14 protein-coding genes are annotated in these 16,104 nt (G+C 69.3%); 7 read left to right on the top strand and 7 right to left on the bottom strand.

Translation table 11 applies throughout. The features are described from left to right. Positions 1 to 164: 164 nt before the first annotated feature. From Mam01_RS17870 to rpmH, 7 genes are all read right to left on the bottom strand, one after another. On the bottom strand, positions 165 to 938 hold the full coding sequence (locus tag Mam01_RS17870) for a ParA family protein (RefSeq protein ID WP_150933529.1): 774 nt from the start codon (positions 936 to 938) through the stop codon (positions 165 to 167). A 320-nt stretch (positions 939 to 1,258) separates the two neighbouring features. Next, positions 1,259 to 1,939 carry a 16S rRNA (guanine(527)-N(7))-methyltransferase RsmG gene (rsmG, locus tag Mam01_RS17865; RefSeq protein WP_204286451.1) on the bottom strand — a complete coding sequence of 227 codons (681 nt, stop codon included), beginning with the start codon at positions 1,937 to 1,939 and terminating at the stop codon, positions 1,259 to 1,261. A gap of 304 nt (positions 1,940 to 2,243) precedes the next feature. Further along, complete coding sequence (locus Mam01_RS17860) at positions 2,244 to 2,738, bottom strand: Jag family protein (protein WP_204286450.1); 495 nt, start codon at positions 2,736 to 2,738, stop codon at positions 2,244 to 2,246. 18 nt (positions 2,739 to 2,756) lie between these two features. After that, positions 2,757 to 3,713, bottom strand: a complete 957-nt coding sequence (gene yidC / locus Mam01_RS17855; protein WP_204286449.1) for a membrane protein insertase YidC — start codon at positions 3,711 to 3,713, stop codon at positions 2,757 to 2,759. A gap of 4 nt (positions 3,714 to 3,717) precedes the next feature. Next, positions 3,718 to 4,032, bottom strand: coding sequence for a membrane protein insertion efficiency factor YidD (yidD, locus tag Mam01_RS17850; RefSeq protein WP_204286448.1), 315 nt, complete (start codon positions 4,030 to 4,032; stop codon positions 3,718 to 3,720). After that, on the bottom strand, positions 4,029 to 4,406 hold the full coding sequence (gene rnpA / locus Mam01_RS17845; RefSeq protein ID WP_204286447.1) for a ribonuclease P protein component: 378 nt from the start codon (positions 4,404 to 4,406) through the stop codon (positions 4,029 to 4,031). The genes yidD and rnpA overlap by 4 nt, the downstream gene beginning before the upstream one ends. Positions 4,407 to 4,485: 79 nt before the next feature. Then, complete coding sequence (rpmH, locus tag Mam01_RS17840; RefSeq protein WP_015772801.1) at positions 4,486 to 4,623, bottom strand: 50S ribosomal protein L34; 138 nt, start codon at positions 4,621 to 4,623, stop codon at positions 4,486 to 4,488. A 434-nt stretch (positions 4,624 to 5,057) separates the two neighbouring features. Between rpmH and dnaA the strand changes: the two genes are divergently transcribed. From dnaA to gyrA, 7 genes are all read left to right on the top strand, one after another. Further along, positions 5,058 to 6,764: a chromosomal replication initiator protein DnaA gene (gene dnaA, locus Mam01_RS17835; protein ID WP_204286446.1), complete on the top strand. Its 1,707-nt coding sequence runs from the start codon at positions 5,058 to 5,060 to the stop codon at positions 6,762 to 6,764. Between the two features lie 523 nt (positions 6,765 to 7,287). Continuing rightward, a complete protein-coding gene (gene dnaN / locus Mam01_RS17830; RefSeq protein WP_204286445.1) occupies positions 7,288 to 8,427 on the top strand; it encodes a DNA polymerase III subunit beta in 1,140 nt (379 codons plus the stop codon). A gap of 95 nt (positions 8,428 to 8,522) precedes the next feature. Further along, on the top strand, positions 8,523 to 9,476 hold the full coding sequence (gene gnd / locus Mam01_RS17825) for a phosphogluconate dehydrogenase (NAD(+)-dependent, decarboxylating) (protein WP_345530726.1): 954 nt from the start codon (positions 8,523 to 8,525) through the stop codon (positions 9,474 to 9,476). A 27-nt stretch (positions 9,477 to 9,503) separates the two neighbouring features. Beyond that, complete coding sequence (recF, locus tag Mam01_RS17820) at positions 9,504 to 10,691, top strand: DNA replication/repair protein RecF (protein ID WP_204286444.1); 1,188 nt, start codon at positions 9,504 to 9,506, stop codon at positions 10,689 to 10,691. Next, positions 10,681 to 11,214, top strand: coding sequence for a DciA family protein (locus Mam01_RS17815; protein ID WP_307820060.1), 534 nt, complete (start codon positions 10,681 to 10,683; stop codon positions 11,212 to 11,214). The genes recF and Mam01_RS17815 overlap by 11 nt, the downstream gene beginning before the upstream one ends. 336 nt (positions 11,215 to 11,550) lie before the next feature. Continuing rightward, a complete protein-coding gene (gyrB, locus tag Mam01_RS17810; RefSeq protein WP_150933539.1) occupies positions 11,551 to 13,497 on the top strand; it encodes a DNA topoisomerase (ATP-hydrolyzing) subunit B in 1,947 nt (648 codons plus the stop codon). 28 nt (positions 13,498 to 13,525) lie between these two features. Continuing rightward, positions 13,526 to 16,054 (top strand): DNA gyrase subunit A, encoded by a 2,529-nt coding sequence (gyrA, locus tag Mam01_RS17805; protein WP_204286443.1) that lies wholly within the window; start codon positions 13,526 to 13,528, stop codon positions 16,052 to 16,054. Positions 16,055 to 16,104 lie beyond the last annotated feature (50 nt).

The following is a 16,104-nucleotide window of genomic DNA, read 5'->3' as shown; positions in this document are numbered from 1 at the left end:
GCACCGGCACGCACACACCAGGAGAGAGTACCGCTGCGACGCCTCCGCACGAGTCCTCAGACATGGAGCTGTGCACAACCCGCGATCGGGCCGCCGCCCATGCCCCGGAAAGAGACCGCCGGCCGCCGGATGTCCTCTCAACCCGGACTCTCCGACCTCGGCTGTCAGGCGTCGGCGAGGGCCGCCGCACGATAGGCGATCTCCTTGGCGGCTCCCATGTACGCGAGCGCGCCGCTGGATCCCGGGTCGTACGTCATGACCGACTGGCCATAGCTGGGCGCCTCGGAGACGCGGACGCTCCTGGGGATGACCGCGTCGAGCACCGTGTCGCCGAAGTGGGACCGCACCTCTTCCGCCACCTGAGACGCCAGGCGCGTACGGCCGTCGTACATGGTGAGGAGGATGGTCGAGACCGCGAGCGTCTGGTTCAGGTGCGCACGCACCAGTTCGACGTTCTGCATGAGCTGGGTGAGACCCTCCAGGGCGTAGTACTCGCACTGGATGGGGATCAGCACCTCCTGCGCCGCCGTCATGGCGTTCACCGTCAGCAGGCCCAGCGACGGCGGGCAGTCGATGAGGATGTAGTCGAACTCCATGGCGTCGAAGGCCGCCAGCGCCCTCCGCAGCCGGGTCTCACGGCCGACCATGGGGACAAGCTCAATCTCCGCACCCGCGAGGTCGAGGGTGGCGGGGGCGCAGTAGAGATTCGGCATGTCGGGAACGGGGTTCACGATCTGCGACAGCGGCATGTCGTCCACCAGGACCTGGTAAACCGACGGCATCCCCGACCGGTGCTCGGTCGCGAGCGCGGTCGACGCGTTTCCCTGCGGGTCCAGGTCCATCACGAGAACGCGCTGATCGTGCATGGACAGTGCCGCCGCCAGGTTGACGGCCGTGGTGGTCTTGCCCACGCCACCCTTCTGGTTGGCCACCGTCATCACCCGGCAGCGAGGAGGCCGGGGCCAGCTCCCCTCGTCACGCGTCGAGTAACCGACGGAAGGCGCAGCCGCCTGCGGGGGCGCGGCTGTTTCACGTGAAACCACAGAACTCAGTGCCTCTCGTACCAGCGGCGAATCGCCAGGGCTAAGGGGGCTCGGGGATACGGTCGTCGTCCTTTCGACCGGCGAAGCAGGGAGACGAGGCCAGCCAACCCCGGAGGACCGGCCTGCTGTCGCGATCTCCCAGCGTAGGGGGAGCCGGGTCTCCGGCCAACCCAGTCCCGCTTTCACATCGCCTGATCCGGCGTCCGCCACGCGGCTCACCTCTTCCGTCGCCTCCGCGTGTCCGCTCGCGGGGGTCGTCCTGCGACGACGCGAACAAGGGTCGCGGGCGGCTCGACCCTACCGTGCCCCACTGTCACGAGTTCGACGTGCCTCACTCCGTACGACTGGAGGTGGGGACGGGCGGCCTCCAGTTCCTCCTGCGCCCGCTCCCCCTTCATCGCCAGAAGTTCGCCGCCTTCCCGTAGCAGCGGCATCGACCATGAGAGCAGACGGTCGAGCGGCGCCACCGCCCGTGCGGTCGCGACATCGAAGACCCTCTTGTGTGCGATTTCCTCTGCGCGTCCGCGCAACACCTCCACGTTGTCGAGCTTGAGCGCCTCGACACACTCGGAGAGGAAGACCGTGCGGCGGAGCAGTGGTTCCAGCAACGTCACGGTCACGTCGGGCCGGACGATCGCGAGCACCAGGCCGGGCAGGCCGGCGCCGGAGCCGATGTCGACGACGGTCGAGTCCGGCGGAACCGCCTCCTCGACCACGGCGCAGTTGAGCAGATGGCGGTCCCAGATCCGGGGCACCTCTCTCGGCCCCAGCAGCCCTCGCACCACTCCGGGACCGGCGAGTAACTCGGCGAAGACCCGGGCCCTCTCAAGCGCCTCACCGGTGAAGATCTCACGCGCCACCGGGGGCGCCTCGGGCAGGTCGTTGCTCTCCGTCATCACTCACTCATCCAGGAACGCTCTGGGGCCAAGGGTAGTCGTCATTCCCCGGCCGGGGATGGTCAGCCGCGGATACATGCGGCGGGGTCCGCCCGCCCCGGCCGTGCAGGGCGGCGAGTCACTTCATCCGCGGCGTGGCAGGACGCCGGGACGGGAAAAGCCGCCGGCCCCGAAGATCGGGACCGACGGCTTCCCACGTCGGAGCTTGCGACCCGTACGTCCCGGATCCGTACGAACTCGAAACCGTGCGGACGTGGAACCGCGCGGGACCGGAGTCGTGCGGAGTCGGAACCGGGAGGAACGATCAGGCGGGCAGAACCACCACGAAACGGCGGGGCTCCTCACCCTCCGACTCGCTGCGCAGGCCCGCCGCCGCGACGGCGTCGTGCACGATCTTCCGCTCGAAGGGCGTCATCGGGGTGAGCGCCTTCGGCTCGCCCGTACGCTTGACGTCCTCGGCCGCCGAGGAGCCCACCTTCGTCAGCTCGGCGCGGCGCCGTTCCCGGTAACCGCCCACGTCGAGCATCAGCCGGGAACGCTCCCCCGTCTGGCGGTGCACGGCGAGACGCGTCAGCTCCTGCAGCGCCTCCAGCACCTCTCCGCCGGAGCCCACGAGATCGTCGCCCTTGATCCCGACGATCGACACCATGGCGCGGTCCCCCTCCACGTCCATGTCGATGTCGCCGTCCAGGTCGGCGATGTCGAGCAGGCCCTCCAGGTAGTCGGCCGCGATCTCGCCCTCCTGTTCCAGGGCGTCGACGTCGGGAGCGGGCTTGAGGGTCTCCCCAGCTTCGGTCACGTCCGGACTCTCCTTCTCCTACGGCTTCTTGCTGCCGGTGCGCTTGCTGCGGGGCTGGCGCGTCGGCTGCTGGCGGACGATCTTGGGGGCGGGCTCGGGCTCGGCCTCGGGAGCCGCGGTGGTCTTGGGCTTACCTATCAGCCTCGTGAAGACGCCGTTCGACGGCTCGGGGGTGGTGATGTTGCCCTTCTCATCCACGACCGGCATGGGGTGGCGGCTGTAGAACCAGTGCTGCTGGCCGAGCGTCCACAGGTTCGTGGTCACCCAGTAAAGGATCAGACCGAGCTGGAAGTTCAGGCTGAAGATGGCGAACAGCGGCGAGATGTACATGAGGATCTTCTGCTGCTGCGCCATGGGGTTGTCCGGCATCTGCGCCATCGAGCGCGTGACGCTCTGCCGGACGGTGAGGAAGGTGGTGCACGAGCTGACCGCGACGAAGCAGCCGAGCACGATCTTCGTCAGCACCGGTTCGGCGCCGAGGCCCCTGATGACCTCCGCGCTGTCGAAGAACTTCGCCGCCAGCGGCGCGCCGATGACGTGCGCGGCACGCGCGCTGTTCACCAGTTCCTTTGTCATGCCGAAGGCGGGGCGGTCCTCGGCGATGGCCCGCAGCACGGTGAACATCGAGATGAAGATCGGGAACTGTGCGACGATCGGGAGGCAGCCGCCAAGAGGGTTGGTGCCGGCCTCCTGGTACAGCTTCATGACCTCCTGGTTCATGCGCTGCTTGTCGTTCTTGTACTTCTTGCGCAGCTCCTGCACCTTGGGCGCGAGTTCCTGCATCTTCCGCGACGAGCGCATCTGCTTCATGAAGAGCGGGAAGATCAGCAGACGCATCAGCACGGTCAGGGTGATGATGGTCAGCGCCCAGTTGAGACCGCTACTGGCGGGGATGAAGGTGCTGTAACCGCCGTGGATCCAGGTGATCACCTGGGCCACAGCCGTATACAGCCAATTCAGGAATGGCAGCTCCACCGAGCTAGCTCCCTTGCGTTTCGTCGTGAGACCGGACTCGGCGTGGGGGCACCGGGTCGAAACCTCCAGGATGGAACGGATGGCACCGTCCAATACGCCTGACGGTCAGCCATACCCCGCGCGCCGCTCCGTGAACGGCGACGGCCTCGAGACCATAGGCACTACAGGACGGCTCGAACCGGCACCTCGGCCCCAGCAGCGGGCTGATGAATGCGCGGTAGAACCGGATGAGCGCGAGCAGCAGGCGGGCGACCAGCCCGCCTCCGAGCCGGTCGGCCTCCCCGGGCGACTCGGCCGGGGTCGGATGCTGCGCTGTCATGACCGTCCATCCGTCGGGGTCCGGGCATCGGACCCGCGCCGCCGGAGTAAACGACTCAGCGCGACGTCGAGTTCGGCGGCCAGGTGCTCGCTGCGCGCGGACGCGGCCGGTGGATTGGCGCGTACCACCAAGAGGCTACCTCTCGGCAGCATCGGCAGGCGGCTCCGCATGAGGTGTCTCAACCTGCGCCTGACCTGGTTCCGCACCACGGCGCCACCGACCGCCTTGCTCACGACGAAGCCGACCAGCGGTGGCTCGTCGGCGTCGCGCAGATTCAGATGTGCGACCAGGGTGGGACGCCCGGCGCGTCGCCCACGGCGGATCGCGTCGGCGAACTCGTCACCCCGACGCATGCGGGACGCGGACGGCAGCACCGGGCCTTCCTCGACGTACGGCCGCCCGCTCCGCCGGCGCCGCGAGGGGCGCCGGGCACGAGCGGGCGGCGACTGGTCGTCAGACCGTCAGCTCGGCGCGGCCCTTGCGGCGGCGCGCGGCCAGGATGGCGCGGCCGGCCCGGGTGCGCATGCGCAGCCGGAAGCCGTGGGTCTTCGCGCGGCGACGGTTGTTCGGCTGGTAAGTACGCTTGCTCACGAGTGGGCTCCAGGCTTCAGGTACGCCCGCGGGCTGCGGACGCGGCACAATCCAATGTCACGCGGCTTGTCATATGCGCGGGCATGCGAAATAGCCGTCGCGTGATTAGCCGACCGGGACACGTTACGGGGCCACCCTACGTCAGGTCAAACCGACACCCGTGCCGCCAACCGAGTACGGCGGGCGACCATGGCCCACTAGGCTGTGGACAACGCCTTGAACGCGGATGTGCACACCGCTACTGTCGGCCGTCCGGCCCTTCCCCTCATCAGCGTGGATGTGCCCGGGAAGAATACGCGGCCTGTGCACAGCGTGTGGATCACGTGTGGATCAGGCATTCGGAAGAGGGCCGGTGCCGTGAGGCGTACCGGACGGGAACACGGCACGGATCGCGGCGGCGGACGGGGCCGCGCAAAGGGAGGAGGGGCCGAGCCATGGAAGGCGTCGATCTCAACGCTGTATGGGCTCGGGCGCTCAGCACCCTCCTCGACGAGGGCGTCTCCGGACAGCAGCGTGCGTTCCTCCAGATGACACAGCCCTCCGGCCTCATCAACGACACCATCCTCCTGGCCGCCCCGAACGACTTCGCGAAAGAGGTCATCGAGGTGCGGCTGCGCCCGCTGATCGTGCACGCGCTGTCGCAGGAGCTCGGCAGGCCGGTGCGGATCGCGGTGATGGTGGATCCCGGCGCGGGACTTCAGGCCGCTCCGGACCCCGTCGGCCAGGGGCCGGCCGACCGTCATCCACAGCAGTCGTCCACAGATTATCCACAGCCCCACCACCAGGCTCCGCGCTACCCCTTAGGTGAGGACGGGCCGTCCCGGCGCGAGCCCGAGCCGCACGCTCCGCCGAGTATCCACAGCCCCGCACACGGTCCGGCGTACGGTCCCACCCACGGACGCCCGCAGGGGTCGCAGCAGGTCCACGGCGGGCCGCGGTATCCACAGGACCAGCAGTATCCACAGCCCGCCCAGCAGGTCTCCCCGCCGGACCGCCCGCAGCGGCCGGGCGGCTACTCGCCCGAGCCGCCTCCCGCCCCCAAGCCGGAGCCCGTGCCGGCGCAGAACCGCTGGGACGCGCGGGGCGGCCGCCCGAGCGGGGAGTCGGCCCGGCTCAACGCCAAGTACACGTTCGAGACCTTCGTCATCGGCGCGAGCAACCGCTTCGCCCACGCCGCCGCGGTCGCCGTCGCCGAGGCTCCCGCCAAGGCGTACAACCCGCTGTTCATCTACGGCGACTCCGGGCTGGGGAAGACGCACCTGCTGCACGCGATCGGCCACTACGCGCAGAGCCTCTACGACGGCGCCCGGGTGCGGTACGTGAGCTCCGAGGAGTTCACCAACGACTTCATCAACTCCATCCGCGACCACAAGGCGGACGGGTTCCGGGCCCGCTATCGCGCGGTCGACATCCTCCTTGTGGACGACATCCAGTTCCTGGAGGGCAAGGAGCAGACGCAGGAGGAGTTCTTCCACACCTTCAACACCCTCCACAACGCCAGCAAGCAGATCGTCATCTCCAGCGACCGCGCCCCCAAGCAGCTCGTCACGCTGGAGGACCGCCTCCGCAACCGCTTCGAGTGGGGCCTGATCACCGACGTCCAGCCGCCGGAGCTGGAGACCCGCATCGCGATCCTGCGGAAGAAGGCGATCCAGGAGGGCCTGGCCGCGCCGCCCGACGTCCTCGAGTACATCGCCAGCCGCATCGCCACCAACATCCGCGAGCTGGAGGGGGCGCTCATCCGGGTCACCGCGTTCGCCAGCCTCAACCGCCAGTCCGTGGACCTCCAGCTCGCCGAGATCGTCCTCAAGGACCTGATCAGCGAGGACGCGAGCCCGGAGATCACCATCTCCCTCATCATGTCCACAACGGCGGAGTACTTCGGCGTCTCGCTTGACGACCTGTGCGGAAGCTCCCGGTCGCGGGCACTGGTCACCGCCCGGCAGATCGCGATGTACCTGGCCCGCGAGCTGACCGACCTGTCGCTGCCGAAGATCGGCCAGCAGTTCGGCGGCCGGGACCACACCACCGTCATGCACGCGGAGCGTAAGATCCGCTCGCTCATGGCCGAGCGGCATTCGATGTACAACCAGGTCAACGAGCTGACCACCCGGATCAAGCAGCGCGCACGCAACTCTTAGTGCACAGGCTGTGGATAACTCTGTGGATCAGGGATGCCGCCTCATCGCGGCCCGAATCGCGTTACCCCCACCCTCTCCGGCCCGCCGGCAGGCCGCCCCCACTTGGGGACAACTCTGGGGAAATGTTGGGGACAGCTTGGGGAATACCTGTGGGCAGCCTGGGGACGCCCTGTGCGTACTCGTCACAGGCACATCAGCTGTCCCTTTTACCCCGTGGACAACCGGTGGAAACCTGGTGGATTACTCGTGGACAGAGGGGCCCGAACCTGGGGACGGGCTGTGGGGACAGCGCGGTCACCCACAGTCCACAGGGGGTCCGTCCACCTTTCCCCCACAGCACCGGTGGATGAAGCATCTCCGCTGAGCTGCGAAAATGCTCCTCATCCACATATCCACACTCCCTAATACGAGGACCTGTATCTCTCTCTAAGGAACTCAAGAACCATAGAAGGGGTTCTGGAGGCACACAGGTGCGGGAGAGTGAAGACCTGACGATGCAGCGACACCCAGGAGGCTGATCCACGTGATGTTCCGGATCGATCGCGATGTGCTCGCCGAGGCCGTGGCGTGGACGGCACGGAGCCTTCCGGCCCGTCCCTCGGTGCCGGTGCTCGCCGGCATGCGGCTTGAGGTGACCGAAGACCAGCGGCTGAAGCTCTCCGGCTTCGACTACGAGGTCTCCGCCGAGGTGACCCTCGACCTGCAGACCGGGGAGGCGGGCGTGGTGCTCGTCTCGGGCAAGCTGCTCGCCGAGATCACCCGCGCCCTTCCCGCACAGCCGGTCGAACTGGTTGTGGACGGGGCGAAGGCCGTGGTCACCTGTGGCAGCGCGCGGTTCACCCTGCTGACCATGCCTGTGGAGGACTATCCCTCCCTGCCCGCGATGCCGCCCGCCGCCGGACGGGTCGGCAGCGACGTGTTCGCCTCCGCCGTCGGCCAGGTGGCCGTGGCCGCGGGCAAGGACGACACGCTCCCGATGCTGACCGGCGTCCGGATGGAGATCGACGGCGACACGGTGACCCTCGCCGCCACCGACCGCTACCGGCTCGCCGTACGCGAACTGAAGTGGCAGCCGGAGCAGCCCGGCTTCCAGGCCGTGGCGATGATTCCCGGCCGTACGCTCGCCGACACGGCCAAGGCGCTCGGCGGCAGCGGTGCGGAGGTGGAGATCGCGCTCAGCTCCGCCGGCGGCACCGGCGAGGGCATGATCGGGTTCTCCAGCTCCGGGCGGCGGACGACGACCCGGCTGCTCGACCCCGAGTTCCCCAAGTACCGCTCGCTGCTGCCCACCGAGTTCTCCGCCCGCGCCGATCTGTCCACAGGTTCGTTCGTCGAGGCCGTCAAGCGCGTCGCGCTCGTCGCCGAGCGGAACACCCCCGTACGGCTGGCCTTCCGCGGCGGAGAGGTCGTCCTGGAGGCCGGCAGCGGCGACGAGGCCCAGGCGGTGGAGGCGCTCCCGGTCGACTTCGACGGCGACGAGATCAACATCGCGTTCAACCACCAGTTCCTGCTGGAGGGACTCGGGGCGATCGACTCCGACATCGCCCGGCTGCAGTTCACCACGCCGACCAAGCCGGCCATCCTCACCGCGGGCAAGCCTGTGGACGAAGGCGCCAACGAGGACTACCGCTACCTCATCATGCCCATCCGCCTGTCCAGCTGATCTCACCGTGACGCCCCGGGCGTACGCTTTGGCCGTGGCATGGAGACCCGTTGCACGGGTACGCGTGCCTCGGTGGACGACGCGGACGTCAAGGGGTGGCTCAGATGCAGATCGGCATGATCGGGCTCGGCAGGATGGGCGGCAACATGGCCGAGCGGCTGCGGCGCGGCGGCCATGAGGTCGTCGGCTACGACCGCGATCCCTCCGTCAGTGACGTCGGCAGCCTGAAGGACCTCGTGGAGAGGCTTCAGGCGCCGCGCGCGGTCTGGGTGATGGTCCCCGCCGGAGCGCCGACCCGTGCCACCGTCGAGCAACTGCGCGACCTGCTGTCGGAGGGCGACGTCGTGATCGACGGCGGCAACTCCCACTACCTGGACGACCAGCGGCACGCGGCGGATCTCGGCACCCGCGGCATCGGCTTCGTCGACGTGGGCGTCAGCGGCGGCGTGTGGGGCCTGCAGAACGGCTATGCCCTGATGGCCGGCGGCGAGGACGAGCATGTCGGGCGGCTCATGCCCGTCTTCGACACCCTCAAGCCCGAGGGCGAGGACGGTTTCGTGCACGCGGGCAGCGTCGGCGCGGGCCACTTCGCGAAGATGGTCCACAACGGCATCGAGTACGGCATGATGCAGGCCTTCGCCGAGGGCTGGGAACTGCTGGAGGCCAGCGACGTCGTCACCAACGTCCCCGAGACGTTCGCGAGCTGGCGGCACGGCACGGTCATCCAGTCCTGGCTGCTCGACCTGCTGGTGCGGGCCCTGAAGGACGACCCCGACCTCGCCGAGCTGAAGGGCTACGCGGAGGACTCCGGCGAGGGCCGGTGGACCGTGCAGGCCGCCGTCGACCACGCCGTGCCCCTGCCGGCCATCACGGCCGCGCTGTACGCCAGGTTCGCCTCGCGCCAGGCAGACTCCCCGGCGATGAAGATGGTGGCGGCGCTGCGCAACCAGTTCGGCGGCCACGCGGTCGCGTCGGCCGAGGGCCAGACCGGCAAGGGCGCCGACTCCCCCGGCGCCGACGTGGCTCCGCCCCCCGAAGCCGACCGGTGAGCACCCCGGGCGGCTAGCCTTGCGGGCGTGCACGTGGCGAGCCTGTCCCTCACCGACTTCCGGTCCTACCCGGAGGTCGAGCTGACGCTCGAACCGGGCGCGACGGCCTTCGTGGGGCCGAACGGGCAGGGCAAGACCAACCTCGTCGAGGCGCTCGGCTATGTCGCGACCCATTCGAGCCACCGGGTGGCGACCGACGCGCCGCTCGTACGGCACGGCGCCCAGCGGGCGGTCGTGCGGGCCGTGATCGTCAGGGACGACCGCCGCGCCCTCGTCGAGGTGGAGATCAACCCGGGCCGGGCCAACCGCGCCCGGGTGAACCGCTCACCGGTCCCGCGGCCGCGCGACGCGCTCGGCCTGCTGCGCACCGTCCTGTTCGCCCCCGAGGACCTCGCGCTCGTCAAGGGCGACCCGTCCGAGCGCCGCCGGTTCATGGACGAGCTGCTCGTCGCCCGCGCCCCCAGGTTCGCGGCCGTACGCGCCGACTACGAGCGCGTGCTCAAGCAGCGCAACACCCTCCTGCGTACGGCCGCGGCGAGCCGGGCGGGGCGGCGGCGCGCCCCCCGCAGGCAGGACGACGACGCGGCGTTCGCCGCCGCCGGCGCCGGGGACGTGCTGAGCACCTTGGAGATCTGGGACACCCACCTGGTGCGCTTCGGCGCCGAACTGCTGGCGGCCCGGCTGCACCTGGTGGATCTGCTGCGCCCACTCGCCGCCAAGGCGTACGCCACCCTCGCGCCGTCATCCGGGCTCGCCGACCTGGAGTACCGGGCGTCGGGGTTATCCACAGATATCCCCACCCTGGGGACAAACCGGGAACTTCTCGCCGAATGTATCCGGGCGGGTCTCGCCGAGGCCCGTCAGGCCGAGCTCGAACGCGGCGTGACCCTCGTCGGCCCACACCGCGACGACCTGCTGCTGCGGCTGGGCGAGCTGCCCGCCCGCGGTTACGCCAGCCACGGCGAGTCGTGGTCGTTCGCGCTCGCGCTGCGCCTCGCGGCCTACGACCTGCTGAGAACCGACGGCGGCGACCCCGTGCTGATCCTCGACGACGTCTTCGCCGAGCTGGACGGGCAGCGGCGCAGGCGGCTCACCGAGATCGTCGCCCCGGCCGAGCAGGTGCTCATCACGGCCGCGGTGCCGGACGACGTGCCGCCCGAGCTGACCGGCGCCAGGTTCGACGTGACCGAAGGGAGCGTGACCCGTGTCCGATGAGATATCCACAGGCGGTGGACAATCCCCGAAGGGCTCGGCCGCGCGGGGCGCCGCGCTGGCGCGGGAGAAGCTGGCCCAGGCCAAGTCCGACGCGCTGAAGCGGGGGCAGCTGCCGCGCAGCGAGCCCCGCCGCCGATCCGGCTCGGGCGCTGCGCGGCGTGACGCCGGCGACCCGCTGCCGTTCGGCCGGGCGATCCGCGACCTGCTCGCCGCCCGGGGCTGGGAGCAGCCGGTCGCGGTCGGCGGGGTGTTCGGCCGCTGGCCGGAGATCGTCGGGCCCGATCTCGCCGCCCACACCCGGCCGGAGAGCTTCGAGGACGGCGAGGTGCTGGTCGCCGCCGACTCGACCGCCTGGGCGACCCAGGTGCGCCTGCTCGCCTCCACGCTGGTCAAGCGGCTGAACGAGGAGCTCGGAGACGGCACGGTGACCAGGGTGAAGGTGCGCGGCCCGGGCGCGGGGCCGCGGCCGGAGGGCGGCCTGCGGGTGCGCGGCAGCCGGGGTCCGGGCGACACCTACGGGTGAGCGGGCCCGTCTGCTGGGCAGAGGGAGGTCTCCGGAAGCCCGAACCGGCCCAAAATCGCGCCTGAGGCCATGACCCCCGTCCCCAGTAGGGGACGGTCGGAAACATGATCATCAAGCGACAGGGCATCACAGCCCCCGTGAATGCCACCGGTTGTCGGTCGGACCGGTAGAATGTAGGAGGACTCAAGGACACGTCCGGTTTGCGTCACCCCCGGTCCAGCGGGCCGGTTTTCCCTGGGCGGGCGCATCGGGGCACTCACGACGGTGACGGGCACGGCAGGGGCAGCCGATCCACGGTGTAGCCAGCCGCGTGTCCGCGGCAGGAGGATTTCGCACTTGTCCTACGACGCTAGCTCTATCACCGTTCTCGAAGGGCTGGAAGCGGTCCGCAAGCGGCCCGGCATGTACATCGGTTCGACCGGTGAGCGCGGGTTGCACCACCTGGTCCAGGAGATCGTCGACAACGCCGTCGACGAGGCGCTGGCCGGCTACAACGACCTGATCGAGGTCACCCTGCTCGCCGACGGCGGCGTGCGCGTGATGGACCACGGGCGCGGCATCCCCGTGGGCATCGTCGCCGCCGAGGGCAGGCCCGCCGTCGAGGTCGTCTTCACCGTGCTGCACGCCGGCGGCAAGTTCGACAGCAAGTCGTACGCCGTCTCGGGCGGCCTGCACGGCGTCGGCGCGTCGGTCGTCAACGCCCTGTCGACCCGCCTGGAGGTCGAGGTCCGCACCGACGGCCACGTGTGGCGCCAGAAGTACCTGACGGCCAAGCCGACCGGGCCGCTGCAGAAGGGCGAGCCCACCGAGGACCACGGCACGACGATCAGCTTCTGGCCGGACGCGGAGATCTTCGAGACCGTCGCCTGGAACTTCGAGACGCTGGCGCGCCGCTTCCAGGAGATGGCCTTCCTCAACAAGGGCCTCACGATCAGGCTCACCGACGAGCGGCCCGACCACATCATCGAGGGCGAGTCCAAGGTCGTCACGTACCACTACGAGGGCGGCCTGTCCGACTTCGTCACCCATCTGAACTCGAAGAAGGACCCGATCCACAACTCGGTCATCGACTTCGAGGAGCACGGTGACGGCATCTCGGTCGAGATCGCGATGCAGTGGAACGCCTCCTACAGCGAGTCGGTCTACACCTTCGCCAACACGATCAACACCGCCGAGGGCGGCACCCACGAGGAGGGCTTCCGCGCCGCGCTGACGACCATCGTCAACCGGTACGCGCGCGAGCAGAAGTTCCTCAAGGAGGGCAAGGACGACAACCTCAGCGGCGACGACGTCCGCGAGGGGCTCGCCGCGATCATCTCGGTGAAGCTGGCCGACCCGCAGTTCGAGGGCCAGACCAAGACCAAGCTGGGCAACACCGAGGCGAAGTCGTTCGTCCAGAAGGCCTGCAACGACCACCTGCGCGACTGGTTCGAGCGCAACCCGGGCGAGGCCAAGGAGATCATCAACAAGTCGCTGCAGGCCTCCCGGGCCCGTATCGCGGCCCGCCAGGCGCGCGACCTCACCCGCCGCAAGTCGCTGCTGGAGAGCGGCAGCGGGCTCCCCGGCAAGCTGGCCGACTGCCAGTGGTCGGAGCCGGAGAAGTGCGAGCTGTTCATCGTCGAGGGCGACTCGGCCGGCGGCTCGGCCAAGGGCGGGCGCGACCCCAAGTTCCAGGCGATCCTCCCGCTGCGCGGCAAGATCCTGAACGTCGAGAAGGCCCGGATCGACAAGGTTCTCAAGAACAACGAGGTCCAGGCGCTGATCACCGCCCTCGGCACCGGCGTGCACGACGAGTTCGACATCTCGAAGCTGCGCTACCACAAGCTGATCCTCATGGCGGACGCCGACGTGGACGGCCAGCACATCACCACGCTGCTGCTGACGCTGCTGTTCCGCTTCATGCGGCCGCTGATCGAGGCGGGCCACGTCTACCTGTCCCAGCCTCCGCTGTACAAGATCAAGTGGGACCGCAAGGGCGAGGACGCGTCGTACGCGTACTCCGACCGGGAGCGGGACTCGATCATCGAGGACGGCGTCGGCCGCGGCCGGCGCGACCCCCGGCTCCACGACGGCGTGCAGCGGTTCAAGGGTCTGGGCGAGATGAACGCCTCCCAGCTGTGGGAGACCACGATGAACCCCGACACCCGCGTACTCCGCCAGGTCACCCTCGACGACGCCGCCCAGGCTGACGACATGTTCAGCGTGCTCATGGGCGAGGACGTCGAGGCCCGCAGGAACTTCATCATCACCAATGCCCGTGACGTCCGCTTCCTCGACGTCTGAGCGGCGCGGATAACCAGAAGGACTTTTCGTGACGGAAGTGAACACGCCGCCTGGGCCCCCCGCCGATCGCATCGAGCCGGTCGACATCCAGGCCGAGATGCAGCGCAGCTACATGGACTACGCGATGTCCGTCATCGTGTCCCGCGCGCTGCCGGACGTCCGCGACGGCCTCAAGCCCGTGCACCGCCGCGTGCTGTACGCGATGTTCGACGGCGGCTACCGGCCCGACCGCGGCTACTTCAAGTGCTCCCGGGTCGTCGGCGACGTCATGGGCTCCTACCACCCCCACGGCGACACGTCGATCTACGACACCGTCGTACGGCTCGCGCAGCCGTGGTCGCTGCGCTACCCGCTCGTCGACGGGCAGGGCAACTTCGGCTCGCCGGGCAACGACCCGGCCGCCGCGATGCGGTACACCGAGTGCCGCCTCGCGCCGATCGCCATGGAGATGCTCCGGGACATCGACAAGGAGACCGTCGACTTCCAGCCCAACTACGACGGGCGGTCGCAGGAGCCGGTCGTCCTTCCGTCGCGGTTCCCGAACCTGCTGGTCAACGGGTCGGCCGGCATCGCGGTCGGCATGGCGACCAACATCCCGCCGCACAACCTCCGGGAGGTCGGCAGCGCCGTCATGTGGGCGCTCGACAACCCCGAGGCGTCCGACGAGGAACTGCTCGACGGGGTGCTCGCGCGGGTCAAGGGCCCCGACTTCCCCACCGGCGCGCTGATCGTCGGCCGCCGTGGCATCGAGGACGCCTACCGCACGGGCCGCGGCTCGATCATCATGCGGGCCGTCGTCGAGGTCGAGGAGGACCCCAAGGGACGGCAGTGCCTGGTGGTCACGGCCCTGCCGTACCAGGTGAACCCGGACAACCTGGCGCTCACGATCGCCGAGCTGGTCCGCGACGGCAAGGTCACCGGCATCGCGGACGTCCGCGACGAGACCTCCTCGCGCACCGGACAGCGGCTGGTGATCGTGCTCAAGCGCGACGCGGTCGCCAAGGTTGTGCTGAACAACCTCTACAAGCACACCCAGCTCCAGACCACGTTCGGCGCGAACATGATCGCGCTGGTCGACGGGGTGCCGCGGACGCTGCGGCTCGACCAGTTCGTCCGGCACTACATCACGCACCAGGTCGAGGTCGTCGTCCGGCGGACCCGGTTCCTGCTGCGCAAGGCAGAGGAGCGGGCGCACATCCTGCGCGGCCTGCTCAAGGCCCTCGACCGGCTGGACGACGTCATCGCCCTGATCCGGCGGTCGCCGTCGGCGGCCGAGGCGCAGGGCGGCCTGATGACCCTGCTGGACATCGACCAGGTGCAGGCGCAGGCCATCCTGGACATGCAGCTGCGCAAGCTGGCGGCGCTCGAGCGGCAGCAGATCCAGGACGAGTACGACGGCCTGATGGCGCAGATCGCCGACTACCAGGACATCCTGGCCTCCGAGGTCCGGCAGCGCCGGATCGTGTCGGACGAGCTCGGCGAGATCGTCGCCAAGTACGGCGACGAGCGGAAGACCGAGATCATCGCGTACGAGGGCGACATGTCCATCGAGGACCTGATCGCCGAGGAGGACGTGGTCGTCACGATCACGCGCGGTGGGTACGCCAAGCGGACGAGCACCGACCTCTACCGGGCGCAGAAGCGCGGCGGCAAGGGGGTCAGGGGCGCCCAGCTCCGCCAGGACGACATCGTGGAGCACTTCTTCGTGACCACGACCCACCACTGGCTGCTGGCGTTCACGAACAAGGGCCGGGTCTACCGGTTCAAGGCGTACGAACTGCCGGACTCGGGGCGGGACGCGCGCGGCCAGCACCTGGCCAACCTGCTCGCCATGCAGCCCGACGAGCACGTGATGGAGATCCTCGACCTGCGGGACTACAACGTCGCGCCGTACCTGGTGCTGGCGACCCGCAGCGGCCTGGTGAAGAAGACGCGCCTTTCCGAATACGATTCGCCGCGTTCCGGTGGCCTGATCGCGATCAACCTGCGCGAGGATGACGAGGTGATCGCCGCCCGTCTCGTGTCCGAGGGTGACGATCTGCTGCTCGTGTCCAAGAACGCGCAGTCGATCAGGTTCACCGCCTCGGACGACGCGCTGCGCCCGATGGGCCGCGCGACCAGCGGCGTGATCGGCATGCGGTTCATCGACGGCGACGAACTTCTCGCGATGAACGTCATGGGCGACGGCGACGACGTGTTGATCGCGACCGAGGGTGGGTATGCGAAGCGGACACCCGCCGACCAGTACCCGGTGCAGGGCCGGGGCGGCAAGGGCGTCCTGACGGCGAAGATCGTCAGTGCTCGTGGCAAGCTGGTCGGTGCCGTCATGGTGCGTCCCGAGGACGAGGTCTTCGCGATCACCTCTGCCGGTGGGGTGATCCGTACCAGCGCAGGCCAGATCAAGCAGTCGGGCCGCCAGACCATGGGCGTCCGCCTGATGAATCTGGCCGAGGGTGACAGCGTCGTCGCCCTCGCTCGCAACGCCGAGGCGCTGGTGACCGAAGAGAGCGCCGAGTCGTCGGTGACCGAGGAGAACGGGGCAGGAGACGAGGCATGAGCGAGAGCGGTGGGGCACCGACCCCCGGCAGCGCCAGGCAGAAACCGGCG

It is taken from the genome of Microbispora amethystogenes, from assembly GCF_016863015.1.
GTDB classification, from domain to species: Bacteria; Actinomycetota; Actinomycetes; order Streptosporangiales; family Streptosporangiaceae; genus Microbispora; species Microbispora amethystogenes.
This window is presented reverse-complemented; position numbering and strand designations above follow the sequence as displayed.